This window comes from Photobacterium angustum (assembly GCF_002954615.1).
Taxonomy (GTDB): Bacteria; Pseudomonadota; Gammaproteobacteria; order Enterobacterales; family Vibrionaceae; genus Photobacterium; species Photobacterium angustum_A.
Map to the genome: position 1 here is coordinate 1,267,082 of NZ_MSCJ01000003.1, position 26,485 is coordinate 1,293,566.

31 protein-coding genes are annotated in these 26,485 nt (G+C 38.3%); 21 read left to right on the forward strand and 10 right to left on the reverse strand.

Annotated elements, in window-relative coordinates:
* The first annotated feature begins 107 nt into the window (after positions 1-107).
* Positions 108-200, forward strand: coding sequence for a 3-ketoacyl-ACP reductase (locus BTO08_RS20440; RefSeq protein WP_105062703.1), 93 nt, complete (start codon positions 108-110; stop codon positions 198-200).
* Positions 201-206: 6 nt separating this feature from the next.
* Here BTO08_RS20440 and BTO08_RS20445 read toward each other — a convergent pair whose 3' ends face one another.
* The 3 genes from BTO08_RS20445 to BTO08_RS20455 form a co-directional block, all read right to left on the reverse strand.
* Positions 207-965 (reverse strand): SDR family oxidoreductase, encoded by a 759-nt coding sequence (locus BTO08_RS20445; RefSeq protein WP_005364780.1) that lies wholly within the window; start codon positions 963-965, stop codon positions 207-209.
* Between the two features lie 102 nt (positions 966-1,067).
* On the reverse strand, positions 1,068-2,267 hold the full coding sequence (locus BTO08_RS20450) for an enoyl-CoA hydratase/isomerase family protein (RefSeq protein ID WP_105062408.1): 1,200 nt from the start codon (positions 2,265-2,267) through the stop codon (positions 1,068-1,070).
* A 41-nt stretch (positions 2,268-2,308) separates the two neighbouring features.
* Positions 2,309-3,583, reverse strand: a complete 1,275-nt coding sequence (locus tag BTO08_RS20455; protein ID WP_105062409.1) for a thiolase family protein — start codon at positions 3,581-3,583, stop codon at positions 2,309-2,311.
* Positions 3,584-3,784: 201 nt separating this feature from the next.
* On the opposite strand from BTO08_RS20455, the gene BTO08_RS20460 reads away from it, so the two are divergent.
* The 5 genes from BTO08_RS20460 to BTO08_RS20480 are packed head-to-tail and all read left to right on the forward strand — an operon-like array spanning position 3,785 to position 8,726.
* Positions 3,785-4,171 carry a MerR family transcriptional regulator gene (locus tag BTO08_RS20460; RefSeq protein WP_105062410.1) on the forward strand — a complete coding sequence of 129 codons (387 nt, stop codon included), beginning with the start codon at positions 3,785-3,787 and terminating at the stop codon, positions 4,169-4,171.
* 31 nt (positions 4,172-4,202) lie between these two features.
* Complete coding sequence (locus BTO08_RS20465) at positions 4,203-5,363, forward strand: isovaleryl-CoA dehydrogenase (RefSeq protein ID WP_105062411.1); 1,161 nt, start codon at positions 4,203-4,205, stop codon at positions 5,361-5,363.
* Positions 5,364-5,373: 10 nt separating this feature from the next.
* Positions 5,374-6,981 carry a carboxyl transferase domain-containing protein gene (locus BTO08_RS20470; RefSeq protein ID WP_105062412.1) on the forward strand — a complete coding sequence of 536 codons (1,608 nt, stop codon included), beginning with the start codon at positions 5,374-5,376 and terminating at the stop codon, positions 6,979-6,981.
* 16 nt (positions 6,982-6,997) lie between these two features.
* Positions 6,998-7,801, forward strand: a complete 804-nt coding sequence (locus tag BTO08_RS20475; RefSeq protein ID WP_242446313.1) for an enoyl-CoA hydratase-related protein — start codon at positions 6,998-7,000, stop codon at positions 7,799-7,801.
* On the forward strand, positions 7,785-8,726 hold the full coding sequence (locus BTO08_RS20480) for a hydroxymethylglutaryl-CoA lyase (protein WP_105062414.1): 942 nt from the start codon (positions 7,785-7,787) through the stop codon (positions 8,724-8,726). The genes BTO08_RS20475 and BTO08_RS20480 overlap by 17 nt, the downstream gene beginning before the upstream one ends.
* 3 nt (positions 8,727-8,729) lie before the next feature.
* On the opposite strand, the gene BTO08_RS20485 is transcribed toward BTO08_RS20480, so the two are convergent.
* The gene (locus tag BTO08_RS20485) at positions 8,730-9,008 is read right to left on the reverse strand and encodes a hypothetical protein (RefSeq protein ID WP_005364766.1); all 279 of its coding nucleotides are present in this window, start codon (positions 9,006-9,008) and stop codon (positions 8,730-8,732) included.
* A 491-nt stretch (positions 9,009-9,499) separates the two neighbouring features.
* On the opposite strand from BTO08_RS20485, the gene BTO08_RS20490 reads away from it, so the two are divergent.
* From BTO08_RS20490 to BTO08_RS20500, 3 genes are all read left to right on the forward strand, one after another.
* Complete coding sequence (locus tag BTO08_RS20490; RefSeq protein WP_242446314.1) at positions 9,500-10,468, forward strand: hypothetical protein; 969 nt, start codon at positions 9,500-9,502, stop codon at positions 10,466-10,468.
* Between the two features lie 153 nt (positions 10,469-10,621).
* The gene (locus BTO08_RS20495; protein ID WP_105062416.1) at positions 10,622-10,903 is read left to right on the forward strand and encodes a hypothetical protein; all 282 of its coding nucleotides are present in this window, start codon (positions 10,622-10,624) and stop codon (positions 10,901-10,903) included.
* A 161-nt stretch (positions 10,904-11,064) separates the two neighbouring features.
* On the forward strand, positions 11,065-11,385 hold the full coding sequence (locus tag BTO08_RS20500; protein ID WP_105062417.1) for a hypothetical protein: 321 nt from the start codon (positions 11,065-11,067) through the stop codon (positions 11,383-11,385).
* A 60-nt stretch (positions 11,386-11,445) separates the two neighbouring features.
* Here the strand turns inward: BTO08_RS20500 and BTO08_RS20505 are convergent, their stop codons facing one another.
* Positions 11,446-12,105 carry a tellurite resistance TerB family protein gene (locus BTO08_RS20505; RefSeq protein ID WP_105062418.1) on the reverse strand — a complete coding sequence of 220 codons (660 nt, stop codon included), beginning with the start codon at positions 12,103-12,105 and terminating at the stop codon, positions 11,446-11,448.
* A gap of 222 nt (positions 12,106-12,327) precedes the next feature.
* On the reverse strand, positions 12,328-12,654 hold the full coding sequence (locus BTO08_RS20510) for a peptidylprolyl isomerase (protein ID WP_105062419.1): 327 nt from the start codon (positions 12,652-12,654) through the stop codon (positions 12,328-12,330).
* Between the two features lie 352 nt (positions 12,655-13,006).
* Here BTO08_RS20510 and BTO08_RS20515 point away from each other — a divergent pair, with 352 nt between their 5' ends.
* The 3 genes from BTO08_RS20515 to BTO08_RS20525 are packed head-to-tail and all read left to right on the forward strand — an operon-like array spanning position 13,007 to position 15,232.
* The gene (locus tag BTO08_RS20515) at positions 13,007-13,249 is read left to right on the forward strand and encodes a PepSY domain-containing protein (RefSeq protein WP_230626936.1); all 243 of its coding nucleotides are present in this window, start codon (positions 13,007-13,009) and stop codon (positions 13,247-13,249) included.
* Positions 13,246-13,905: a response regulator transcription factor gene (locus tag BTO08_RS20520; RefSeq protein WP_005364746.1), complete on the forward strand. Its 660-nt coding sequence runs from the start codon at positions 13,246-13,248 to the stop codon at positions 13,903-13,905. Before BTO08_RS20515 ends, BTO08_RS20520 begins: the two co-directional genes overlap by 4 nt.
* Positions 13,895-15,232: a sensor histidine kinase gene (locus BTO08_RS20525; RefSeq protein WP_105062421.1), complete on the forward strand. Its 1,338-nt coding sequence runs from the start codon at positions 13,895-13,897 to the stop codon at positions 15,230-15,232. Before BTO08_RS20520 ends, BTO08_RS20525 begins: the two co-directional genes overlap by 11 nt.
* Before the next feature lie 92 nt (positions 15,233-15,324).
* Here the strand turns inward: BTO08_RS20525 and BTO08_RS20530 are convergent, their stop codons facing one another.
* Positions 15,325-15,618, reverse strand: coding sequence for a hypothetical protein (locus tag BTO08_RS20530; protein ID WP_105062422.1), 294 nt, complete (start codon positions 15,616-15,618; stop codon positions 15,325-15,327).
* Between the two features lie 245 nt (positions 15,619-15,863).
* Here BTO08_RS20530 and ltaE point away from each other — a divergent pair, with 245 nt between their 5' ends.
* The 4 genes from ltaE to BTO08_RS20550 all read left to right on the forward strand — a co-directional run bounded on the left by ltaE (position 15,864) and on the right by BTO08_RS20550 (position 19,412).
* Positions 15,864-16,871, forward strand: a complete 1,008-nt coding sequence (ltaE, locus tag BTO08_RS20535) for a low-specificity L-threonine aldolase (protein WP_105062423.1) — start codon at positions 15,864-15,866, stop codon at positions 16,869-16,871.
* A gap of 278 nt (positions 16,872-17,149) precedes the next feature.
* Positions 17,150-17,992: an ABC transporter ATP-binding protein gene (locus BTO08_RS20540; RefSeq protein ID WP_105062424.1), complete on the forward strand. Its 843-nt coding sequence runs from the start codon at positions 17,150-17,152 to the stop codon at positions 17,990-17,992.
* Entirely contained in the window at positions 17,992-18,954 is a 963-nt protein-coding gene (locus BTO08_RS20545; protein WP_105062425.1) for an ABC transporter ATP-binding protein, read from the forward strand. Before BTO08_RS20540 ends, BTO08_RS20545 begins: the two co-directional genes overlap by 1 nt.
* Entirely contained in the window at positions 18,951-19,412 is a 462-nt protein-coding gene (locus tag BTO08_RS20550; RefSeq protein ID WP_105062426.1) for a hypothetical protein, read from the forward strand. Before BTO08_RS20545 ends, BTO08_RS20550 begins: the two co-directional genes overlap by 4 nt.
* Before the next feature lie 39 nt (positions 19,413-19,451).
* On the opposite strand, the gene BTO08_RS20555 is transcribed toward BTO08_RS20550, so the two are convergent.
* Entirely contained in the window at positions 19,452-19,820 is a 369-nt protein-coding gene (locus BTO08_RS20555) for a hypothetical protein (RefSeq protein ID WP_105062427.1), read from the reverse strand.
* 272 nt (positions 19,821-20,092) lie between these two features.
* Between BTO08_RS20555 and BTO08_RS20560 the strand changes: the two genes are divergently transcribed.
* Positions 20,093-20,644, forward strand: a complete 552-nt coding sequence (locus tag BTO08_RS20560) for a DUF2975 domain-containing protein (RefSeq protein ID WP_105062428.1) — start codon at positions 20,093-20,095, stop codon at positions 20,642-20,644.
* Between the two features lie 9 nt (positions 20,645-20,653).
* A complete protein-coding gene (locus tag BTO08_RS20565) occupies positions 20,654-20,872 on the forward strand; it encodes a helix-turn-helix domain-containing protein (RefSeq protein WP_005364730.1) in 219 nt (72 codons plus the stop codon).
* Positions 20,873-20,937: 65 nt separating this feature from the next.
* Here BTO08_RS20565 and BTO08_RS20570 read toward each other — a convergent pair whose 3' ends face one another.
* Positions 20,938-22,635, reverse strand: a complete 1,698-nt coding sequence (locus BTO08_RS20570) for an SgrR family transcriptional regulator (RefSeq protein ID WP_105062429.1) — start codon at positions 22,633-22,635, stop codon at positions 20,938-20,940.
* A 330-nt stretch (positions 22,636-22,965) separates the two neighbouring features.
* Between BTO08_RS20570 and BTO08_RS20575 the strand changes: the two genes are divergently transcribed.
* On the forward strand, positions 22,966-23,832 hold the full coding sequence (locus BTO08_RS20575) for a lipase family protein (protein ID WP_105062430.1): 867 nt from the start codon (positions 22,966-22,968) through the stop codon (positions 23,830-23,832).
* Positions 23,833-23,844: 12 nt separating this feature from the next.
* Here the strand turns inward: BTO08_RS20575 and BTO08_RS20580 are convergent, their stop codons facing one another.
* Positions 23,845-24,393, reverse strand: coding sequence for a flavodoxin family protein (locus BTO08_RS20580; protein WP_105062431.1), 549 nt, complete (start codon positions 24,391-24,393; stop codon positions 23,845-23,847).
* 170 nt (positions 24,394-24,563) lie between these two features.
* On the opposite strand from BTO08_RS20580, the gene BTO08_RS20585 reads away from it, so the two are divergent.
* Positions 24,564-25,067 carry a cyclin-dependent kinase inhibitor 3 family protein gene (locus tag BTO08_RS20585; RefSeq protein WP_105062432.1) on the forward strand — a complete coding sequence of 168 codons (504 nt, stop codon included), beginning with the start codon at positions 24,564-24,566 and terminating at the stop codon, positions 25,065-25,067.
* A 316-nt stretch (positions 25,068-25,383) separates the two neighbouring features.
* Positions 25,384-26,484, forward strand: coding sequence for a NapC/NirT family cytochrome c (locus tag BTO08_RS20590; RefSeq protein ID WP_105062433.1), 1,101 nt, complete (start codon positions 25,384-25,386; stop codon positions 26,482-26,484).
* The last annotated feature ends 1 nt before the right edge of the window (position 26,485 follow it).

Here is a 26,485-nt window from a genome sequence, read left to right on the forward strand (position 1 = left end):
ACTGATAGAATTATATTTGTTACATTTAATTATCTTCACTAAATAGAAGATGAAAGGTACTATCCATTCAACACAATAATGAGCAGAGAAATATCATGGAAAAATTAATGCCATACCTTGCTAAATTCGCCTTTACTGTCTCTATGGTTATGTTTGTAGCTGGCGGAGGTATGGCACTATATGCGATGTTTTACGGTTAATTAACGTTATAAACGCATACCACCATCAATTTCGAGAATACGCCCAGTGAAGTAGTCATTCTCAATAATATACTTCACTGTATGAGCAACCTCTTCAGGCTCACCAACACGCTCTAAAGGTGCTGACGCCTTCATTTTTTCAAGCACTTCGGGCTTCAATTGGTCTGTTAAAGGAGTATCAATCAAACCGGGAGCAATTGCAGCAACACGAATACCATATTTTGCTAACTCTTTCGACCAACCCACAGCCATAGTTGCAACTGCAGCTTTTGATGCCGCGTAGTTAGTTTGGCCTAATGTTCCTGCTCTAGCGACACTTGAAATGTTAATAATAACGCCTTGTGATCCAGTTTTGATCATCTTTTCAGCAGCTTCTCGTCCACACAAAAATGAACCAGTAACATTAACATCCATCACCGTTTGAAATTGTTCTAAAGGCATTTTCGTTAATACGTCATTACTTTCACTAACCAGCAAGCCATCATCAAGAATACCAGCATTGTTAATTAAGACATTAATATGACCGAAATCTTCAATAATATGCGCAAATGCTTGAACAACTTCCTCTTCGCTTGTTACGTCAGCCTCATAGATCATTGCTTTACTATTTAGCATATGACACTGATCTTGCGTTTGACGTAGCCCAGCTGAGTTGATATCAATTAAAGCCAATTCAGCGCCCATTTGAGCTAGAGTTACAGCCATCATCTGGCCTAGACCTTGACTAGCACCGGTAATGACAACAACGCTATTCTCAATATTCATTTATTGCTCCTGAATTAAAACAAAATTTTTGACTTTGCTACTTTAACGTATATTTAACTATCACAATAATTCTATTCATAAAATCTAAGTTATTATAAATAGTTAGCTAATATTCACCTGATTAAGTGGATTTTCATGCTCAGACCAGATAGGTGTAAATATTTGCTCAATGATCTTTGTATCAACATCACTTACTGATGAATAAATCCAGTTAGGCGTATAATCTTTATCGATCAAATGTGCACGGACACCTTCTTTAAACTCACCCAACAAACCACAATTCACTGAAAGGCCCAATTCCATTTTTATACAGTCTAGTAAAGATACATCTTTATAGTCCTGTATTTGTTTAAAACAGATATGTGCGGTAATAGGGCTACCTGCATTCATTACCTTTTTTGCAGTCTCAATCCAGAGCCCCAAACCATCAATGGCATTAATCTGTTCGAAAATAGTAGGTAATGATTGGGAAAAACAGGCCGCCTGAATTTGCGCAAAGTATGGCATTAATTGATTTGCTGGTAACACGGAGTGCTCTTCTACAGCACAGTTATTTAATATGGTCGAGATTGCTTCTGATACCGATGACTGGCTTTGTATATCAGCCAATACTGTTGACCACGGGTAATGCTTTAGTTGATTGACAACATTATCATAAGCACTATTTGGAACAATATGATCAACCATTGCTAAATCACGAGCATCACAGACGTTGATACGTGCGCCTGTTAATCCCAAAAACAAACCGATACCAGCAGGAAGTTGGTTTAAAAACCATGTCGCACCAACATCAGGATATAAACCAATAGTTATTTCTGGCATGGCTAATACTGTATTAGGTAAAGCAACGCGGTGACTTGCGCCTATATATAAACCTAACCCTCCCCCCATGATGAACCCATGTCCCCACGCAATAACGGGTTTGTTATAGTGATGGATGAGTAAATTACAACTATATTCGACAGAGAAATATTCAGTTAAAAACGGTTTAGCTACGTGGCTATCGATTTGATCTAAATCTATTTGTGGTGGCTTATGTTGATGATTTAAAGCAGGATCATTTTCCATTGCATAATACATACTACGCACATCCCCACCCGCACAAAAAGCGCGATCACCCTTCGATTTAAAAATTACAGCAACAATGCTTTCATCTTCACGCCAAAGCTGTAAATACTGGTAAATCGTTTTATGCATATTTAACGTTAGTGCATTAAGCGATGATGGATTATCCAGCTCTAGTACACCAATACTATGTCCATCAGTACAACGTATATAGGAAACATTAACCATTCCTGTCATCACTTACTCCTTCGCCTTAATTTCCGATCTTCAACGTCATACTATTTAACATCAACTTCAATCGCAATTGCCAATGCTTCCCCTCCACCAACACATACAGCAGCAACACCTTTTAGCGTTTTCGTTTTAGTGCTACTCAACATTTGTACTTTTTGTCGTAATGTATGGGTCAATGTCACCACAACTCTTGCTCCCGTTGCTCCTATTGGATGGCCTAACGCACAAGCTCCACCGTTAACATTCACTTTTTCAGCATCAATGCCTAACTGCTTTATCGCGGCAATTGTTACCACAGCAAAAGCTTCGTTAATTTCCCACAAATCAACATCATCAATGGACCAATTAAGATCATCTAATAATTGGTTAATGGCATGAATAGGTGCAATGGTAAACTCATCAGGATCACGACTATGACTTGCATACCCTTTAATTATCGCCAGTGGATCTAAGCCTTGTCGGCGAACTTGCTCTGCTTCCATTAACACTAGAGCTGCAGCGCCGTCACCAATAGCACTTGATGAAGCTGCTGTGATCGTGCCTTGTTCACCGTGTTGCGAAAATAAAGGTGGGAGATTTGGTATTTTCTTTGGGTTAACTTCATTTGGGTGCTGATCTTTTTCAACTGTCACCAAGGCTTTTTTACTCTGAGCGGTAATAGGGACGATTTCAGCGTGAAATGCCTGACGATTATCCGCTTCTCGGGCTTTATTGATTGACCTTATAGCCCACTCATCCATGGTTTCGCGTGAAATATCATACTTAGTCGCCGTTTGTTGGCCATAAACACCCATTAAATGCCCATCAAATGCATCTTGCAATCCATCTAAGTATAAATGATCCAGTACCGCTTTATGGCCTATTCGCATACCATTTCGGCTGTCTGTTAATAAATAAGGGGCATTGGTCATGCTCTCCATACCCCCTGCTACAGCCGCTCGGATCGCCCCAGCTTTAATCATATCGCAAGCCAATAAGATAGATTTTAACCCTGAGCCACAAACCTTGTTTATCGTTGTACAGGAAACCGATACAGGAATTTTGGCCATCAAAGCAGCTTGTCTTGCAGGTGCTTGCCCAACACCTGCCGTTAATACACAGCCCATAAAGACTTCATCAATCAATTGTGCAATGTGCTCATACTCTATCTCACTATTATGTTCTAAAGTCGTATCTGTTGGCTGAACACGCTTGACATCTCGTAATGCAGCTTCAATAACAATACTACCAAGCTGAGATGCGGAAAAATGCCGTAAATCGCCTTGAAAACTCCCAATTGGCGTTCTTTTAGCAGCAACGATCAGAATATCCTTACTCATACCAATCACCTCTTTACGTCAATTTAGAAAACATTGCCTTGCAGGAATATTAGGGGATTTCTTGACGCTTTTGTAAGCATAGCACTAACATTTACGTAAACGTTAAGAAACATTTGCTGGGATTTTAATACTCAAAATCACTGCTCTGCTTAACCGATAGGTGAAAAGTTTTTACCTATCTAACGTTGCAGGAGACTCAATGTGATGACTTTCAAAATCAGCGAGCTTGCAAACGAATTTAAAATAACACCACGCAGTATTCGCTTTTATGAAGATATAGGTTTGCTTTCACCTAAACGAGATGGCGTTAATCGTGTCTATGGACGACGAGATAAAATTCGGCTCGGTTTAATACTTCGCGGTAAGCGTTTAGGCTTCTCTTTACAAGAAATCGGTGAACTTTTCAGTTTATACGATGACAATAAAAGCCATGATCAGCTACTTTCAATGATCGATATCATCGTTCAAAAACAACGACAACTAACTCATCAACGCGCTGATATTGATATCACTCTTATTGAACTTGAACGCGCAAAAAAACGCTGCAAGCAAGCCTTAATAAAATCAGATTTATACAAAAACAAGTAGTCACAAATGTTTCCGCAAAGGAGGCTTTACCATGCATAGCCAATACGCACCGCTCAACTTTGATTTAGGTGATACTGCCAATATGCTGCGCGAACAGGTTAACTTATATGCTGCTGAACATATTGCCCCTATCGCTAACGAAATAGATCAAAACAATCAATTTCCCCATTACCTCTGGCAATCATTAGGTCAAATGGGCTTACTTGGCGTCACCATTGCTGAACAATACGGTGGGGCTGCTATGGGCTATTTAGAGCATGTTATCGTGATGGAAGAGATCAGTCGTGCTTCTGCCTCAATCGGATTGAGCTACGGTGCCCATTCCAACTTATGTACAAACCAAATATTCAGAAATGGCAATGATGCTCAAAAGCAACAATACCTACCCGCATTAATCACAGGAGAACACATTGGTGCACTGGCAATGAGCGAAGTTAATGCTGGGTCTGATGTTATGAGTATGAAGTTAAAGGCAGAAGATCACGGTGATCATTTTGTACTCAACGGTAATAAAATGTGGATCACTAATGGACCAGAGGCCAATACGCTTGTGGTCTATGCCCGCACCTCATCCAACGCAATTACTGCCTTTATTATTGAATCACAATTTGATGGTTTCTCTACTGCGCAAAAGCTCAACAAATTAGGTATGCGTGGCTCAAATACTTGCGAGTTAGTTTTTATTAACTGCAAAGTACCGAAACAAAACGTACTGGGTGAAGTAGACCACGGCGCAAAAGTCTTAATGAGTGGATTAGACTTCGAGCGCGTAGTACTTGCCGCTGGTCCACTCGGTATTGCGCAATCATGTTTGGATGTCGTGATCCCTTACATCCATGAACGAAAACAATTTGGTAAAGCGATTGGTGAATTTGAGCTGATCCAAGCCAAAATTGCAGATATGTATACCCAACTCAATGCTGCTCGCAGCTATGTTTACACCGTTGCAAAAGCCTGTGACCGCGGTGAAGTCACCCGTAAAGATGCAGCTGGAGTGATTTTACTCAGTGCAGAACTAGCCACGAAAATGGCGTTAGAAACTATTCAAATACTCGGTGGTAATGGCTATATCAATGATTACCCTGCCGGACGTTTATTAAGAGATGCAAAACTCTATGAAATTGGTGCAGGAACTTCAGAGATAAGACGCATGCTAATTGGACGTGAATTATTCTCAGAATCAGCTCGCTAAGGAGTAAGCCATGGCTCAACTTACCTCAAAAGTAGATACAACCAGCCAATGGTTCAAAAACAATAATGATGAGATGCAATTGTTGGTTGACGACTTAAACACCCACCTAGAGATAATCCATCAAGGTGGTGGAGAATCGGCATTAGCACATCAAAAAAAACAAGGTAAACAACCGGTAAGACAAAGAATTCATCAGTTACTTGATAAACACAGTCCATGGTTAGAAATAGCACCTTTTGCCGCACTAAATGTCTATAGCGAAGCCGTGCCTTGTGCTGGGATTATTGCTGGCATCGGCTACATCCACCAGCATGCGTGTATGATCATTGCCAATGATCCTTCGGTTAAGGGTGGAACATATTTCCCACTAACGGTAAAGAAACACCTTAGAGCCCAAGAAATCGCTGAAAAGTGTCATCTTCCCTGTATTTATATTGTTGATTCAGGCGGCGCTAACCTACCACACCAAGCCGAAGTCTTTGCCGATAAAGATCATTTTGGTCGCATATTTTTCAATCAAGCTCAAATGTCAGCGAAAGGGATCCCTCAAATTGCCGTTGTTATGGGGCTGTGCACTGCAGGTGGCGCATACATTCCAGCCATGTCTGATGTGTCTATCATGGTAAAAGATCAAGCAACGATCTATTTAGCTGGTCCCCCTTTAGTAAAAGCAGCAACAGGTGAAGAAGTAACAGCACAGGAATTGGGTGGAGCAGATGTTCATTGTAAAAAATCAGGTCTTGCTGATTATTATGCCAATGATGAAGCGCATGCATTGAGTCTTACACGTGATGCTATTGCTAGCTGCAATATGGCAAGTGCTAGTATTCATCATGATTCCATTGCATCTCCACCTAAATACAGCATGGATGACATCTACGGCATTGTGGGTACCAATATCCGTATTCCATTTGATATTAAAGAGCTCATAGCCCGTTTAGTCGACAACTCTGAATTTGATGAATTTAAAGCTATGTATGGCAATACCCTCGTTTGTGGCTTTGGCGCTATTGAAGGCCACCCTGTTGGCATTGTTGCTAATAATGGCATTCTATTTTCAGAATCGGCACAAAAAGGCGCTCACTTTATTGAGCTATGTTGTAAGCGGAAAATCCCTCTGTTGTTTTTACAAAACATCACCGGATTTATGGTTGGTAAACGGGTTGAAGCAGAAGGTATTGCAAAACACGGCGCAAAAATGGTGATGGCTGTTGCCTGTGCCAATGTGCCCAAATTTACCGTTATCATCGGAGGTTCTTACGGCGCAGGGAATTATGGCATGTGCGGGAGAGCTTATGATCCAACCCTGTTATGGATGTGGCCTAATGCACGCATATCCGTCATGGGTGGTGAGCAAGCCGCAGAAGTCCTATCACAAATCACTCAGGCTATCCGCCAACGAGAAAATAAACCTTGGACGGAGCAAGACGAACAACAAATCAAACAGCCAATTTTAGAGCTCTATGACAAACAAGGTCATCCCTACTACGCCAGTGCAAGGCTATGGGATGACGGCATTATTGATCCTAAATCTACACGTGATGTATTAGCTCAGGCGCTTTCAATTACTCAGCATGTCCCTATAAAAGAAACCCGATTTGGTATTTTCCGCATGTAACTTTTTAGGTCATATTATGAAAACACAACCAAATATCTTAGTGTCGGTTTCACCTAATAATATCGCGACCATTACTTTAAACCGTGTCGATAAATCGAATGCTTTTAATGCTGAAATCATCGGTGATCTGCTCACCGCCCTTAATCAACTTAAAATAAACAAAGAGATACGCGGCCTACTACTTGAAGCCAATGGTAAACATTTTTCATCGGGTGCTGATCTGCATTGGATGAAAAACATGGCTTTAGAAACAGAGGAAAATAATCAAAAAGATGCAGCTCAACTTGCTGAACTTCTAAATCAACTCAATCACTTTCCAGCTCCCACCATTGCCGTCGTTCAAGGTGCTGCTTTTGGGGGCGCATTAGGGTTAATTTGCTGCTGTGATATTGCTATTGCAAGTATCAACGCTAAATTCTGTTTAAGTGAAGTAAGGTTAGGGTTAGTGCCAGCAACAATTGCCCCGTATGTTTGTCGTGCGATAGGGATCCGCCAAGCAAAACGTTTTATGTTAACCGCAGAGTTAATCACGGTAGAAAAAGCACTCAAACTTGGTTTAATTCATCATATTTGTGATGATATACAACAAGAAAAACAGGTAATAATTCAGCAAATTTTAACCAATAGTCCAGCAGCGCTTGCAACAGTCAAAACCTTATGTAGCCAATGCGAAATCACAATAATTGATCAGAGTTTAATTCGTTATACCAGTGAATTAATCGCCAAAGTCAGATGTTCACCACAAGCACAAGAAGGCATACAAGCTTTTTTCGATAAAGTCCCACCAAGTTGGAGTAAAGCCAATGACATTAACGAATAAGCTTCAATTATCGCTACCCGATGCTATTACCGTTTTTGAGGTTGGCCCCCGTGATGGATTACAAAACGAACCTCACCTTTCAGCATTAGGTGATAAAGCAACAGCTCTTAAAATAGCGCTGATTAATGAATTGAGTCAGACAGGGTTAACACATATCGAATCAGGTGCATTTGTTTCGCCAAAGATGATCCCAACGATGGCTGATTCAGATAGTGTATTCTCGCACATTCAACGTCATCCCAATATATTTTACTCAGCTCTGACTCCTAATTTACAAGGGCTAGAAGCGGCCATTAACGTTAATGCCAATGAAGTCGCTATCTTTACTTCTTGCTCTGAAACCTTCACTAAAAAAAATATACACGCCAGTATTGATGAAAGCCTTCGACGATTTGAGTCTGTTATTGCGATAGCCCATCAACACTTAATACCTGTACGTGCTTATTTATCCTGTGTTATAGATTGTCCGTACGAAGGAAAAACACCACCACAACAAGTCGCAGAAATTGCAAAGACTCTCACCGACATGGGCTGTTATCAAGTGTCACTGGGAGACACAATAGGAACAGGAACGCCGTTACGAGTTGCTGCAATGTTAGAATGTGTAAGTCAACATATTCAATCAAAAGCCATCGCCGTCCATTTCCATGATAGTTATGGACAAGCCTTAGCGAATATTTATCAAGCAATGCAAATGGGAATTACGACAATAGACAGTAGTATTGCGGGATTAGGTGGTTGCCCATATGCACCAGGAGCAAGTGGTAATGTAGCAACAGAAGATGTTATTTACTTATGCCAAGGGCTTAACATCAATACCGGCATAGATTTAGAAAAAATCACATTGATTAGTCAAACATTTTGCCAACAATTGGGGATACGCCCACAGTCTAAAGTTGCTTTAGCTATGGCGCATCGCCCATAAACTTTATTCTGCGTCTCTACGAACTCGTTCTTCAGATTCAAGCTCGTTCACAGCATCCCATAACTGTTGTTCACGAATACGTTGACGTTCTAAGTTGGCATTAATACCATCGACAATCTGTTTATCTAATGGGCCTAAATAGTTATCAGCACAATCATGAAAGATACTTCGAAACTCTTCCATCGTTGGTAATCGATTATTATGTTCTTCAAAGTTATCAAAAATATCATGAACTTTAACTGACATATCCCGCTTCATGCTTTCTATCTCTGAACTATCCATATACTCCCTCGAGTGCACTTAGTTTCATACGATCTAATAACAGAAATATCTAAAACCGTCATTAAGTTCTAGAACAAACCATTAATATTTACACTTTATGTCACAAAAACTTTGTGACTATCAGCCACAATATTCAAAATCGATTGATAAATACTGTGTATCAATAATATCCTAGCTATGAGGACGTAATCATAAAAATCCATCTTCAGTATAGTGCGATTACACATGATAAAGATGATGATTTGGTGATGAATATGTAACAACTGAGACAACTAACTTTTGTTAGCACACTATCATCACAATTTAAGTGCCTCTATTCTCAGTAAAAATAACATCTGGATTCCGATGTTTTTTTAGATCTATAGTGTCGAATTCAGAAAGGAAGTTTGAACAAATTGAAACCGTTATTCTCATTGAAAACTCGCTATAAACAGCTTTGTTTGCCCATTTTTTTATTCTCAATAATACCCAGTATTAGCCAAGCTGAACCCGTGAGCGACACGAGTACTGATCCCGACAATCAATCAAGCATGGCAGATTGGGTTGATGACTCACACCAATCACTCACCGACACCGTTCATGATATTGGCGAATACCTTGACGAAAGCTTAGCTAAAGACGAGGACGAAGGTGCACTAACCAATCGAAGCTATTTACGTATTCGTAACCGCTTGGCCTATTCATACCGCGGCAAAGTTGATAATGACTTCAAAGTTTATTTTAAACTTGACCTGCCCCATGTGAAACGAGACTGGAAACTGATCATTGATTCAGAGCCCGGCGACTTTGATAGCCTTGAAAATAAGCAACGTGGTATTGCCACAGGCAACAAAACCACATCTGGCGATACCGTTGGTGCATTTCGCCTTCAAGATGCCCATTTTGGAAACTGGAATTCAGATTTTGATATTGGTATTAAATTAAAGCTTCCGCTTGATCCTTTCACAAAAATGCGATTTACACGCGTTGATCCTATTAGTGAAAACTGGACAACCCAACTAGAACAGCAAGTCTTTTATTACCACTCAAAAGGGTTAGGTTATCTAAGTGCACTTAGTGGCTATTACGCAATAAACCCTGAACACTCGAAAATATTCAAAACTACGACGAGTGCACAGTACTTAAAAGAAGACGACAAATGGGAACTGTTGCAGCAATTTGAATTGTTCCATCGCTACGACGATAAAAATCTATTCGAATACTCAACAGGGATCAGTGCTGATACTGGAGAAAATAAAGAAGTCACAAACTATTGGGTATCTGCAAAGTGGACTAAACGTATTTACAAACATTGGCTATATTTAGGTGTTCGTCCGCAGCTAGAATTTCCTCGAGAATACAACTATCACGCTAACCCAGGCGTTATGATTGAGCTTGAAATGTTCTTCTCTAAAAACAGAAAAATTGATCGCTTAGGTCGTTACATTCCTAAACCTACCCTGCCGGAGACACAAGACTAATAATGGTATGTCTATAGCGATGAAGCATAAATATTGCTTCATCGTTACCATCAAACTATGAACAACGACACAAAATCTTATTATCGCACTTCACTCTCATCACCAACTGGAATAATTTAACAACTAGGCAACAATTTCGCTTAGGAGTGTATTATGTTTCATTTAAAGAAAGTGATCTTCTCTGTATTGTTCCATTTCTATCAGTTTTTTAGAGTTAGTTATCCGCTATGGATAATGATTTCATCTCTTGGTGTCAGTCTGGGTTTAATATTACTTCTTTCTGGTGAAAATCATTTTCAACAAGGTATTAGTGCTATAACCAGTTTCAGTCTCATCAGTATCTATCTGATAACGCTGAAGCACTTTTATTCAAAATTATTAAACTGGAGTGATACTCGCTCTTCGAAAGAGATCATTGTATCGCTTAAGCAATAGTGCATTTAGTTTATCGCTTAAAATACTCACATTATCAACCACTATGGCATTGGTTACGCTTTCATTAAGGATATAGCTATAATATACCCATAAAGAATTATAAGAATTTTGCTTGTAGCTTTATAAACCACAGCAAAATTGAACATATAGCTGAGTATATTATGAATAAATATTTACCATTCATTGGCTTATCTTTATTGATTGCAGGTTGCGCGACACAAACTGTACCGCAGCCTGAGCCACAAGTGATCACAAAAATCGTAAAACAAGATACAGCGCCAGCAGAAAAAAAAGGTTATGACGATGGTTGTAAAAATGCTATGGAAGCACAGTTTTTACCATCCAAAGATATAGTAAATAGCTATGACACTGTAAATAGAGTGGCATACCTAAAAGGCTGGGAAAAAGGTTATAAACAGTGTGTTATTGGTTTAGGTCCAGTTAGAATCAACAGTTCTATGCCAGCGGGTCAAACAAAATAACATTTGCATTCAGGGGCTATATTTAATTAGCCCCTTATATTAGCTGTGTTAAATCAATCATTACATAACATTTGCTTGTTCTTCAATTCGTTGAACTAAGCCCACAGGTAATTTTAATGCTTCAGCTAATGCGTCGAGGTAAGCACGCTCTAAGAAGTGATCGACATCAATAGCCAATAAGGTAACTAAATAAACTTCAGAAGCTTGCTCTAAACCACTAACTTGCGCTGCAATCACCTGAGGATCTAACGGCGCATTTAGCCAGCGAACAATCACAGTTTCAATATCATGGGTGATCCCATTTTCAATCATCCATTGTGCTATCGCTGTTTTTTCTTGCTCGTCAATATGACCATCAGCTTTTGCTGCAAAGATCATTGCTTGAACTAGTAAATCTTGGTTTGTTTTTAGCTGAGTATTTTGAGTAATAGCTGGCTGCGAGTCCATTGCCGTATTAGAGGCATGTGATGACTCTTGCGACCACTTTTTATAAGCCTGATAAGCTACAGTGCCAATCACTGCAGTACCACCAATTAAGGCAGCTTTACCACCATATTTCTTTGCTAATTTACGACTTTTTTTATTACCTAATAATGCGCCGACTACTCCACCGGCCGTCGCGCCTTTTAATAAATCAGAGGTGCTAGAGCTCGATGTGGTTTTTCCCTTATCCATATAATTACTGGCTTGATTTATTAGCTGATCGAATAAACCTTTCATCGTCATTCTCCATAAAAAGGGCATATATTAATACTATGGAAAAAAAGATTAATTAAACAGCTTTAAAGCGTAAATCAATGTAAATTGACAGCCTTATTCACACAAGCAATTCATTAATAGCAACTAATAGATATAATTAATAACTTTTTATGTATCTACTAAGCATAAAAAACGCTCTAGAATAGAGCGTTAATATAAATTAAAACTAGTTCGATAAATACATTAAACTGTATAGAGAACTTTAATAATATGCCAACCAAATTTAGTTTTTACTGGTTCTGGAATTAATCCACGTAAATTATTATTTTTCTTTTTTAATGCTTCACTGGTACTGATTGCTTTGCCAGAAAAGACCGCTTTATCAAACTGCGGTACCATTGCTCCTTTACGGAACTCACCAAGATCTCCACCTTTTTTACCCGATGGACACGTTGAGTGTTTCTTAGCAAGATCTTGAAATTTTGCACCCTTTTTAAGCTGCTCTAGAATATCATCAGCCAATTCTTTGTGTTTCACTAATATATGAAGTGCGTGTGCGCTAGAAGCCATGGTGGGTTACCTATTTCATTACTTTTTATTGCGCAATTTTGCGATAAATACCTTAAACTAGCAAGCTATTCACGAAATTTGAATAAAATATAAACACGCCATTAATGCAATATTAATTCAACTATAACGGGATCATAATTTTCGAATAAAAGCTTAAAAATTTAACGACTTAAGGTCACTATAAAGGTTATTATAATCGTCTCATTCACTTTCCATTCATGGTCGTTACGTTACAATTATAAATATGAAAATACGTCATAGATATTTATATATAATCGGGCTTCTCGGATCGTTAACTTTCAGTGCGTTAGCAACGCCGATAACCCACGATGAAGAGCATCACGATGATGTAATGACAGCTGTCGAAAAAGGATTAATCAAGCCTTATTCAGCCCTTCAACATAAAGTCTCTCAACAGTTATCAGCACGTATAATTAAAGTAGAGCTCAACGAAGATAATGGTGAGTGGATCTATGAATTAAAGCTTATTGATACTGAAAACAATATAATAAAAGTTGAATATCAAGCTCAATCTTTACAAATGTTAAATATTAAAGGACGACATTTAGAAAATGTCATCAGGGCTCCAAAATGAAAATTCTTGTTGTAGAAGACGAAGTAACTTTAGGCGAACAAATTATCGCTGGTTTAGAACAAAGCGGTTGGGTGGCAGAGCTTTCATGTGATGGTATTGATGCCCTTTATCGTGCAACATCAGAACCTTGGGATGCTATTGTTTTAGATTTGGGTCTTCCTAAACTTGATGGTATTACCGTATTAAAAGGTATTCGTGAAGAAAATGTAAACTGCCCTGTCGTTATTTTAAGTGCGCGTAATGAACTCACACAACGTGTCGATGGTTTAAATGCAGGTGCTGATGATTATCTAACTAAACCTTTTCAGATGGTGGAATTAGTCGCTCGAGTTAGAGCCCAACTACGCCGTTCAACAGGTAATGCCTCTCCTGTTATTCAAGCAGGTAATCTAAGCCTTGATACACGTACATCCAAGGTAACTTGGGAAGGTCAAATCATTGATCTTACAGCACTTGAATTCAAAGTGCTGTCTTACCTCATGCATAACACTGACAAGGTTATTTCGCGAACAGAATTAGTTGAACATATTTATAAGCAAGATTTCGATCGCGATTCAAACACAATTGAAGTATTCATTGGCCGTATTCGTCGAAAAATTGGCAATGACGTAATAAAAACAGTTCGCGGTCTTGGATATCGGATTAATGCGAATTAATAAGCGGAAAAAAGGCCAGCCAAGTATTCGTAATCGCCTATTAAGTGCTGCTGCAATATGGCTATTAGCGATCACACTAACGGCTGGTTATCTTGTGCCAAGCTTTATTAAAAGCTACCTCATTGACCAAGAAAAGACTCAGCTTTATTTATATCTTGATCAAATTACAGCGCTCGTCGACATTGATGCGCATGGTCGCGTATATCTTGATGGTCGATTATCAAACCCACGATTTAATTCCCCTTATAGCGGTTTGTATTGGTCACTCCAACTAAACAACCAACATCTACGTTCACGCTCGTTATGGGATACCACCATTTCAGGGAATAACGAAGAGGGGTTTGAAGGTCCTAATAAACAATCCTTAATCGTGGTTAAACGTAAATTTTTACTGCCTGATAGTGATTATCCAGTCGAACTATCTGTTGCTGTCAATCAGGATAGATTACTCAAAACCTTGCAACAGCTAACGCGAGGTTTATGGTTAATTTTAACCATTATGGCAATTGGTATTCTTACGCTTACGACGCTACAAGTCAGTTGGTCACTGTGGCCTCTGCGTAAATTACGTCGTAATTTAAAGCTAGTGCGAGAAGGACATTCTACGGAGCTAACAGGGTTATATCCTGTTGAGATACAACCCGTTATTGATGACCTAAATGCCTTACTCTTCCACTATCAAGAGCTATTATTGCGCGCACGTAATCATTCAGGCAATTTATCTCACGCACTTAAAACACCCATTGCTATTTTGAATAATGAAGTCGCGTTACTCGATGAACCAACAAAAGCCAAGCTGGTACCGGCTCTCCAACAGTTGCAACAGCACATTGATTATCATTTAGGTCGTGCTCGTATGGCTGGCGCTGTTAACATTTTAGCGGCAAAAACAGCGGTTTCTAGTCGAGTAGATGCGATCTCCTTAGCAATGGATAAGGTTTACGCAAATCGAGAGCTGATCTTAGTTAACGAACTTGATAGCAGTGTGATGGTTGCTGTAGAAAGCAGTGATCTTGATGAGATGATCGGTAACTTAATCGAAAACAGCTATAAATGGGCTAACTCTTTGATTCGCGTCTACCAAGAGTCCAGCCAATCAGGACAAATTACCCTTGTCATTGAAGATGACGGCATTGGTATTGCTGAAGAAAAATGCAAACAAGTACTTAACCGTGGAGTGCGACTAGATGAAAGCACCCCAGGAACAGGGCTTGGATTAAACATAGTAAATGAACTAGCGCATAGCTATCGTGGGGATTTAATTTTAAGTAAGAGCCAGCGCGGGGGCTTGAAGGCAAGCCTTACTTTACCTGTGCCTAGAAACTGAAAAAACCCTGCTAGTTACTGGCAGGGTTAAACACACTCATATCGCAAAATCACAAATTGACCCACCAAACCATTCAACAAGATTGATGATAGTTATAAATCTCGCATTAAGATTTCATAATCTTCTTGCGCCGACTCAATAAGGTGTTCGAGCTCTTTCGCGTCTTGGTTTCTAAGATCTAGTTGCCAATTGATTTTTGATTCATCTCGGCAGACTAATAATGTTTTTGTTCCGGTCTTGCTAAACCATAATTGTGAGAATTCAGCTTCTTGCTCTGCATTATCCTCAAGAATATTAACGCGCAACTTACCCGTTGGAATTACGCTAATATGAGCATGCCGCTGATTTTTGCCTAATAAGGTAAAATCTCGTTGTTCCACTAACATCACATCATCCTCCTAGTGTGGCCGTACTCAGAGTCTCTTCAATAATTGCACAATAAATAACCGACTTTTTAAGTGTAGATGCTTTACACAATATATTTTATAAGAATGTAATATTAATATAATTGTCATATAGGCCGTTTTAAACATAATGCCATCATATGCTTAACAACAAGAATCTACGACTATAGAAACCAAAGAGTACACAGTGATATAGTAAATAAAACAGAATAGGAAGCTGATAATAAATGATAGATTTTCGTTCAGATACGGTAACTCGCCCTTCTCCCTCAATGCGTCAAGCGATGTCCCAAGCACTCGTTGGTGACGATGTTTATAGTGACGATCCAACCGTTAATGATTTAGAACTTTTTGCAGCGGAACGCCATGGATTTGAAGCCGCACTTTTTTGTACTTCTGGCACTCAAGCTAATTTACTAGCATTATTGGCGCATTGTGAACGTGGAGATGAATATTTATGTGGTCAACAGGCACATAATTATAAATTCGAAGGCGGTGGTGCAGCAGTTTTAGGTTCGATCCAACCTCAACCAATAGAAAATGCTGCTGACGGTACACTTCCGTTTGAAAAATTAACGGCCGCAATTAAACCTGACGATCCTCATTTTGCCCGCACAACACTTTTAAGTCTCGAGAACACCATCAATGGTAAAGTGTTACCACTAACCTACCTTCAACAAGCGCGTGAATTTGTTGATCAGCATAACCTAAAACTTCACCTTGATGGTGCGCGTGTTTATAACGCAGCCACCGCACTTAATGTCGATATTACAGAAATTGTTAAATACTTTGATTCTTTCACCATTTGTTTATCAAAAGGTCTAGGTGCGCCGATTGGATCGCTATTACTGGGTGATCAAGCACTAATAGCCAGAGCTCGTCGATGGCGTAAGGTTCTTGGTGGTGGCATGCGCCAAGCAGGAATCATTGCAGCTGCGGGTAAAATTGCACTAACCGAAAATACAGGACGTTTAGTCGATGACCATTGCAATGCTAAATACTTAGCAGAACAATTAAATACAGTGAATGGTTTTGAAGTAAACACGAGTCACGTACAAACAAATATCTTATTTGCGAAAGTCGATAGCAAGATAGATCAAACCCAATTAGCGACAACATTAAAAGCACAAAACATTTTGATCTCAACAGGAAACCCATTGCGATTTGTCACTCATTTAGACATTACAAAAGACGATATTGATCTTTTTATTACCGCATTAAAAGCCGCTGTCTGATCTTTCATCTCTCCCCCACACAATATTACAATCTGATCTTGTGTGGGCTTTTCTTCTTTATCTCTTTTATTGCCACTATCAAAACCTTTTTACAAATAACGATTATCTTTATGGGTATATATTTTTAAGATACTCAACTTTTACATGATTTTTTGATACCTGCCTCACTTTCTTTAACTTGAACCTTTGCAACCCTATTCCCACTCATTTAGCTTATGCAAATATTAATGATAATTAGTTTCATTATCATATGGTTTTATATTTGCAGGGAGAGCATCATGGAACAAGCGTTTCATTCAGACCCAATACTGAAAGTACGTGATCTCGAAGTCACCTACATTACAGACAATGGCGACTTTAAAGCCGTAAAATCAGTAAGTTTTGATATCGGTAAAAGTGAAATATTCGGCTTAGCGGGTGAATCAGGATGTGGTAAAAGTACTATCGCTTTTGCTATTAATCGCTTACATAAGCCGCCAGCACTTATCACTAAAGGAAGTATTGAATTCGACGGTACAAACCTTATCGCATTAACTGAACAACAAATGGGTGTTGTTCGCTGGAAAGACATTGCCATGGTATTCCAAAGTGCAATGAACTCACTAAATCCCGTACTGCCTATTCAAGAGCAATTTGCTGACGTAATGCGCCATCACCTTGGCTACAGCAATGAACAAGCAAAAGAACGCGCAGAAAAGCTATTAGATCTGGTTAATATCCCTCGCGAACGTTTATCTGAATATCCACACCAATTTAGTGGTGGTATGCGTCAAAGACTCGTTATTGCGATTGCGCTGTGTCTAAACCCAAAACTTATCGTTATGGACGAACCAACCACTGCGCTTGATGTTGTTGTTCAACGTGAAATTTTGCAGCAAATTTATCAACTACGTAAAGAATTCGATTTCTCTGTTTTATTTATTACTCACGATCTTGCGCTTATGAGTCAACTTTGTGATCGCATTGCCGTAATGCGATACGGTGAAATTGTTGAAGTCAATCAAGCACGTGAAATACGTAACAATCCTCAACACCCATACACCCAAAAGTTATGGGCATCATTCCCTAACATTCATGAAGATGCGCCACACGTTTCTATCTCAGCAGAGGAAATATCGTAATGGAACAACCAATTATTGAATTAAATAATGTGGTGAAAGAGTTCACTGCTGGCGGTGGTTTTGGTTCGACTGAAATCTTTCGTGCTCTCGATAATATCAGCTTTAAGCTCTATAAAGGGCGTACTTTAGCGCTCGTTGGCGAATCCGGTTGTGGTAAAAGTACATGTGCAAAGCTCATTACTAAAGTTCACGGCGTAACGGAAGGCGAGATTTTATTTAAAGGCGATAACGTCGATACCATTCGTAAACGTAAAGATGTACTGAATTATCGCGGTAAAGTCCAAATGGTATTCCAAGACCCATTTGGATCGTTAAATCCTACTCATACTATTCGCCACCACCTCACTCGCCCACTGTTAATTCATAAACAAGTAAAGGGTAAAAACGCAATAGAGCAGCGTTTAAATGAGCTAATGGAATTGGTTGAATTACCGATTGAAGATCTTGATAAATACCCCCATCAGCTTAGTGGTGGTCAACGTCAACGTGTGAATCTAGCGCGTGCAATTGGTGTTGGTGCTGAAATCATCCTCGCCGATGAACCAACCTCAATGCTTGATGTTTCTATTCGATTAGGCGTGTTGAACCTAATGAAAGAAATGAAAGATAAAATTGGTATTGGCTTTTTATACATTACGCATGACTTAGCAACTGCACATTATATCGCAGAAGAAACCGCAGTAATGTACCGTGGCCGTATTGTTGAGTGGGGAGACACTCGCTCTATTTTACGTAACCCACAGCACCCTTATACTAAATTATTAATCTCTGCAGTGCCCGATCCTGATCTACCCTTTAATAAACTCGTGGATTCAGAACCAGATTATTCACAGAGTGCCGATAAGATCCGTGCAATAAGTTTGAAGTCTGTTTCAGGACATCGCCAAGTTGCTGACAATCACTTTGTTGCAAACTGGGATGAAACGGAAGCCAACGCACTTAAAGAGGAAAAAATCGCATGATGACACTTCACTGCTGGTTAGAATCAGTTAAAGGATGGTACCAACCCAACCATAACCATAACCATGATTTTTCAGAGTTGGTTACTCTCATTCAACAAACGCCTAGCAGCATGATGGATGAATTAGACAATGAGACTGGCAGTGAAGCTTTAGCCTACTGGCTAGATGCGTGTTTTCGCTTAACTAAATATTATCAACATCAAGGCTATAACGAGCAGGCATTTGGTTACATTCAGCTTTCTTATGCCAAGCTTCAAGCCGTGGTATGTGATGCCAGCTATAGTATAGAACTAAAGCGTTGGAGCCTAAAAAAGCTAGATCGAATCATTGTTGCTATGGTGGAGTTTTGCCAACATCAAACCGATCCTCAATGGCAGCAAGAAAGTGTCCAGCTCATTAACTTACATGTCGCTTTTATGGAATCACAGCAGCATTTGAATTTAAAATACTCTTCTTAAAAAATTAATACAGCGAGTGTTTTACACTCGCTGTCCTCATTATGATTGATTTTTAAGCTTATCAATTTTCTCTAATGCTTTTTCCGCCGCGACCTTAATATATTTTTTTGAACCATTTAATATTAATTCTTTTTCTGATTCTTTATAAAAAGCATTTAATCCAATTAACTCACCTGTTTTAACTGTATTGCCTTGTATTTCTGCAGGATACTCTTTTTCAATAAATATACTTTTATGCCAAGAACTTACTGAATATTTCGTTAAAATATAGTCGTTGCCATTTTTAGATATTTGTAAAAAATTTTCATCATTATCTCTTTGTTGCCAATAACCAATTATATTATTCTCATCTGAACCACAACCCAACAAGCTTAATAACACCGAAAAAACAATAACTAATTTATTCATATTTTTATTCTCCTTAAAATTTCAATTATACATACAACACAAGATTAATATTCCTATTGTTTTATATTGTATCTCGCATAACAAATGAAAATTTATTAATATATTTCAAGAAGTGATAAATCTTCATATGAAAATAAAAGCCTTGCTTATCTCACCTCCTGACAAGTAAAGGTTAACCCAATCAAACATAAAATTATTGTTAAACGATAATTTTTTATTGCTTATCTCAAGTTTAGTCTCTATCCTTGCCTCATCAACTTAAGAGGTAGCACATGTCTAATATCCAAAAGCAAAGTAAAAGAGCTCGTATACTATTTCAACTATTTTTTGTTTTAACGCCTATATTAGTTTGCTATTTTTGGCTAACCATAGATACGCCATATGCCTACTTAACGAACGCTGGAATAGTACAAACATCATATGATGATTTACATAATATTACTCAAGTGCCATTAACACTCACAACAAGACTCATAGCAACGTTAGTTAGCCTAATTTATTGCTCAATTATCATGTATGCTTTAACAAAGTTAATTAAACTCTTCCGTAATTATGAAAATAGCAATATCTTTACCTTAGAAAATGCAACTATTTACCAGAAGCTTGGCTACAGCATATTTTATTGGGTCGGCGGATCAATGATTTACCAAGCAATCATGACTCTCGTACTCAGTTTCAATAATCCACCAGGACAAAGAATGATTGCTTTTAGTTTTGTAGGTGTAGACTTTTTAACCCTTATTATGGGACTCGTTGTACTGATAATCTCATGGGTGATGAAAGAAGCTTATATTCTTGCGGATGAACAAAACTTAACCATTTAAGAGCCGACGATGACAATACGTATTAACTTAGATGTCATGATGGCTAAACGCAAAATGCGATTAAAAGCATTGGCTCAAGCTATGGAGATGACAGAGGCAAACTTATCTATTCTCAAAAACGGTAAAGCGAAGGCAGTACGCTTTTCAACTTTAGATAAGTTATGTGAATTACTTGAATGCCAACCTGGTGATATTCTCGAATTTGAAGAAAATCACAACGATAATTAAATAAAATAAGTAGGTGTTATTTAACGCCTACTTATTATTTTCACTTCAAAACTTAATAAAATGACTTAGTGTCTTGGTTTTACCCACACCGATTTAAAATCAAACCAACCTAATTGATTAGACGCCATCCCTTCCAATTCACCGTTACCATCAACACCTAACCACGCATGGAATAATGGTAATACTTGACCGGTATTGACCAATAAGTTCTGAATCTCTTCCAATGGAAAATCAGGTGTAATATTCATCCGCCAATTATCAATAAGAGTATCAAGTTGTTTAAATGCTTGAGACGGCATCGCTCGTTCAATTTGCTCAAAGTTATATAGCCACGGTAATATCGCATCGGCTCTATCACTCCCAAGGCTCATACCATTTAACCAGAGATCTATTTTATCGGCTTGTTTACCTTGCATGATATCTTCAAAGGCAATTTCAATTACTTTTAGCGTAATACCATCTTTAGCTAATATTTCAGCTATTAATTCAGCCATATAAGGATAGATAGGATGTTCTTGTTGATAGGCCAGTGTCACAGAGCGTTTAGTCGTTGGTACAACAATATCGTGTGGATATTCCGTTGCGCAAATCCATCCAGGTAATAGACCATAAGCATTAATCATCTTAAAATTAGAGACTTTATTAAGATCTAAATGGCGCATAATACTCAAACTGTTTAAACGAGATTGAAAATAATCTAGCCAAACTTTTTGTTGAGCTAAGCCTTTATTTCTATTTAATAATAAATAATTACAGCCTTGATCTAAACTTAACTTATTAGATACCGTTGCACTTTGTGTCTGCGCTAACTCTAGTGATGGCTTTAAATAACAAGCAGAAAAACCCGTTAATATCCAAATTTCCACCACGTCTGTTAATGCACGAAAACCAAAATACATATCAAATGCTTCAAGTTTTAAACGCTGCTTATCATTAATCGTGACTTTATAAGGCCCCGTACCAACCGGAAATGTGGTTGCATCAGAACGACGATGATGACTTGCAGGCTGAATAACAGCACTAATATTCGCGAGTAAAGCTGGAAGGTGGAGATCATCTCGTTTCAAATACACATCTATCGTATTAGCAAAGGGCGAAATAACATCATCAATATGCTTAAACAATGCTTGCTGTTTCACTTCCTTAAACGTTTGAATAATATCATCGCTTTCAAGTAACCGCCCATCATGAAAACGGATTGCTGGACGAATATGAAAACGCCAATGTCTTACCGAGATCATTTCCCAAGCATGAGCGATATCAGCTTCAACTTCCCCTTTTTCCTCATTAAATTGGGTTAATCCGCTGAATATTTGTCTAACAAGATGTTGTTCAGAGCGTCGAAGCGGCTTGAGAGGATTAAGATTACCGAAGCTACGGTAATAAGGTAGTCGCACAATTTGTCTGCCATGAACATGAGAAATACCAAGTTGTTCATGAATCAATTGCACCAGTTTCTCAGCATTATTATCTAACACCGACAATGCTGTTTCTAGTTTACCATCAGTTACTAACTTACGCGCTTGCATAAATTGTAACTCACTGTCAGTGCTATTAAATATTAAGCGTGATTGCTTTCCACGCCCAACGGCAGGTTGCCAATCGATCCAGCCTTTATCGACCATTTTATTTATGACCATACGCACATTACGACGCGTACAAAATAAAACTTCTGAAATATCATGGAGATTTGTCTCAGTATTCCTACCTGAGAAATGATTGTACAAACGCTGGAATTGCAATTTTAATCGTTGACCGCTCATAAAGAGGAAACCTTACTTCCTATATTGTTCTCTTTTAACTTCCTCATTTTAGCGTAAAAATACAACAGTCGATATGAAAACAGGTTTTGCTCTACTTACAGTGTGATACCTATATAAATATTGATAAGTCTACAAAGCCATTTGTAGCTTAATGAACATTAACTTAGGCTCTTTCCCCCAAAAGAGTTTATTTACCCTGAGTGCTCATTAATTTAAGTCCGACCTAATACAGAACGTGTTAGGTTGGACTTTCCCTGTATTCTTTTATTGTCATTAGAATGATAAATACCATGTTTATGCTGGTGATAAGTAAACTACATCAAGAATACGATGAAAAAACTCAAACGCTATCAATATGAACAATATGCAATTTTATGTCATCTTGCTTATCCTGATGATTTTGATCATACCCAATATGGTTTTTTACCTGAAGGCAGAGAAGAAATTATCGATCGCTGGGGACGCCCTATTATTCGTATTTTATGGGGTGAGAGTAAAGAAGTCGTCTTAGTCTTTAAAGGTTCGCAAAACATATGGGATTGGTTACTCAACCTCGCATGTTTCCCGAAAAAAATCGAATCACAACCTAAGCCATATCATGTTCATTGGGGTTATCATTATCTAATACATCAAAAAAGCATAAGACGTAACTATGCTTTTCATCAATGTCATCCAGACTTAAGCGATAGTCAAAAGCTTGATATCTTTCAAGCATCACATTTAACTTCTTACCGCAATCAATCGAACTACAACGAAATCATTAAACAGATCCAAGCCGTAATAAAACCCTTAATTGAATCTGGTAAGCACATTAGCTTAACTGGCCACTCCTCTGGTGGTGCAATGGCGGTACTCAGTGCTGACTACTTGCACCAATATTATCCAAATGCAATAAAGCGTGTGGTTACTTTTGGGCAGCCAGCAACAGGATTTTGGAGTTTTAAAAAACACTACCCATTACATCAACAAACCTACCGTATTTGTTGTGATCTAGATATTGTCACCTTTCTGCCCGCCATTCCTTTTATGCATTGGCATGTTGGACAAATGCTCTGGTTACACAACGGTAAAATTTATCAAAACATTCCCACCATAATACGATTATCACGATCGATAATAAGTTGGATCATGCGCCCTTTTAGCTATCACTTCATGCAAAAATATATTCGTAATAAAGACTTTTTTGATAAGCACTGATCCAACTTCAACTTACTGAATAAACTGATAAATACGACGAGCTAAGTATTTTGCAGTATTTATATCTTTAGCATCAGGTTTACCGTCCTCAGAGGTAGCAACAACGCCAGACTGACAACCTAAACGATTCACTCCCAATGCGTTGAAGTTTGAAGGGCTATCTATTCCCATCCAAATCATGCCATGCTGTGATGCTAATATTTGGAAATACCGTAGCGTTTCAGTTTGATCGCCATTCAGTGAGCCACCAGAAGTTATTCCTGCTGCTATTTTTCCTGATAATCTCTGATCGCACCATTTATCACTTGTTGCATCAGCAAAGGCTTTGAACTGTGCCGCGACAGATCCCATATAAGTTGGAGAGGCAAAAATAATCGCTTGGCAGTGCTGAAGTTTTTCCATTATTTCATGATTAACAAATCGCCCTTCTATGATTTCTGTTCCCGTAATCTTGTGCGTAATCACTTCTACAGGCTCTGACCCCAACTCATTGCAACATGCTTCTACTAAAGTTTCCGTGATACCTGTATTCGAGAAATAAACAATACCTATCGCTTTCATTAAAACGTCCTTATATAAGTGTGTAAATCTCAACACAAGATAAAACCTCAAGTTAACCTGAGGTCAACCGTTAATGAGATTTTTTAAATCAATACATATGAATAATCATATATGTCATAATTGCCGTGTATAACTGTTTAGAAATGGAAAAGACGATAAGGAAATACCGCATGACACATCCAACATGGGACTTACCAATAAACAACAACTCAGCAGGATTGGTACTTACCCCTTGTCCAGGAACAAAAGGCACGCCATTAGTTGAAAGCATTGATCAACTTAAAGCACAAGGTGTCACAATTGTTGTCACAGCATTAAGCATGAAGGAAATGGAAGCAAAGAACGTTGGGCTTTTACCACTGGTTGTTCAGCAAGTCGGACTTCAATGGTTCAATACCCCTATAGAAGATGATTGTGCCCCAGATGAAAGCTTTCAGCCTCATTGGGATGCAATCTCCCCAGCATTACACCAAGCATTAGATAACGGGGAAAAAGTCGCGCTACATTGTATGGGTGGTTCAGGACGGACTGGTTTACTTGCGGCCCACCTATTATTGGAAAAAAACTGGCAATTAGAAGATATCATTAGCCAAGTTCAAGCATTAAGACCCAATGCCTTTACTAAAGAGGTGCAAGCTGAATATATTCGTGATATTGCTCTTATTAATGATTAAAGATAGCTTTAATCTTACTATGACGGAAGCAGAGGCTCTCCTCTGTTTTCGTTTACTCGATGTTCAATGCATTTCATTATCAATAAATTTACTTCGCAATATATAATAGATAGGTTTTGCACTTTCATATGTATTTCCCTTATGAAAAAGCCAACTGTTAATAATTTTTAACATTCTCTCAAATAGCTTATCTAACTGTATTTATAATTTTATATTTGTCTTCTATTTAATACTTTTTGTCCTTTTCTTGATAGTTGCCTAATTATATTAAACCCTACAATAGCAGTATATTTTATACGGTTATTAGAGATATAACATGGGAAGAATAAAAAGGAAAACTATCCTCTTTGTTATTATTATTTTCATCCTTTCTTTTGGAATAGTAAAAGCGACTGATTTTGCATTACACAAATCGTCTGAAACTGAATTTTGTATTTCATGTCACTCAATGACAATTCCATATGATGATTATATAAAAAGCCCACACTATGCCAATCAACATGGTGTTTCTGCGCAATGTAAAGATTGCCATATTAATGAGAAAAGTAATATCGAATACTTAACTGCGAAGTTAGGTGGAATAAAAGATATTTGGTTTGAGACAACGGGTAAAATAGATTCTAAAGAAAAATATGAAGAACATAGAATGGAAATGGCTCAAACTGTTTGGAAACAAATGGAAGCCAATAATTCCGCTACGTGTCGTAATTGTCACTCTTACGATAAAATGAATTTCGACGAGATGTCTGCAAAAGCTAAACAGCAAATGCAGATTGCCGCTAGTAAAAATCAAAGTTGTATAGACTGTCACAAAGGTATTGCGCATAGCTTACCTAAAGTCAAGTCAGATACATTTGATATCAATGAGTTAAAAAGTGGTTCAACGGCTTATACAACAACAATTTCACCACTTTATAACGACCAAGACTTTGCTTCAATTAAAGCAAAAATTCTACCTTATACCCAGTTTACTGTTTTAGATAAAGCAAATGGTGCCATCAAAATCAAACTCAATGGTTGGCAAGAAGCACATAAGAACTTGCTCTACGCGATGGAAGGTAAACGAATTACTGACGCTGTAATAAGAGGTTTAGATGATATTCAAGAAACCGGTAAAACTTATTACAACCATAACACTAAAAAGTCTTGGAAAGAGCTAAGTATAATTGCTTGGATAAAGAGTACACCTGTTACTACCAATATTAATCAGCAATGGGAAAAGAATAAATTCGAGTACGAATCCAAGTGTGCGCAATGTCACCAGAAGGTACAAGAGCATCATTTTAGTAGCAATGATTGGCCAGCTCAATTTAAAGGTATGGCACGTCAAGCCAAATTAACAAAAAATGAAACTCAAGGGATTTTAAAATACCTTCAATATCATTCATCAGATATAACAAATAACGTGGAAAACTAAA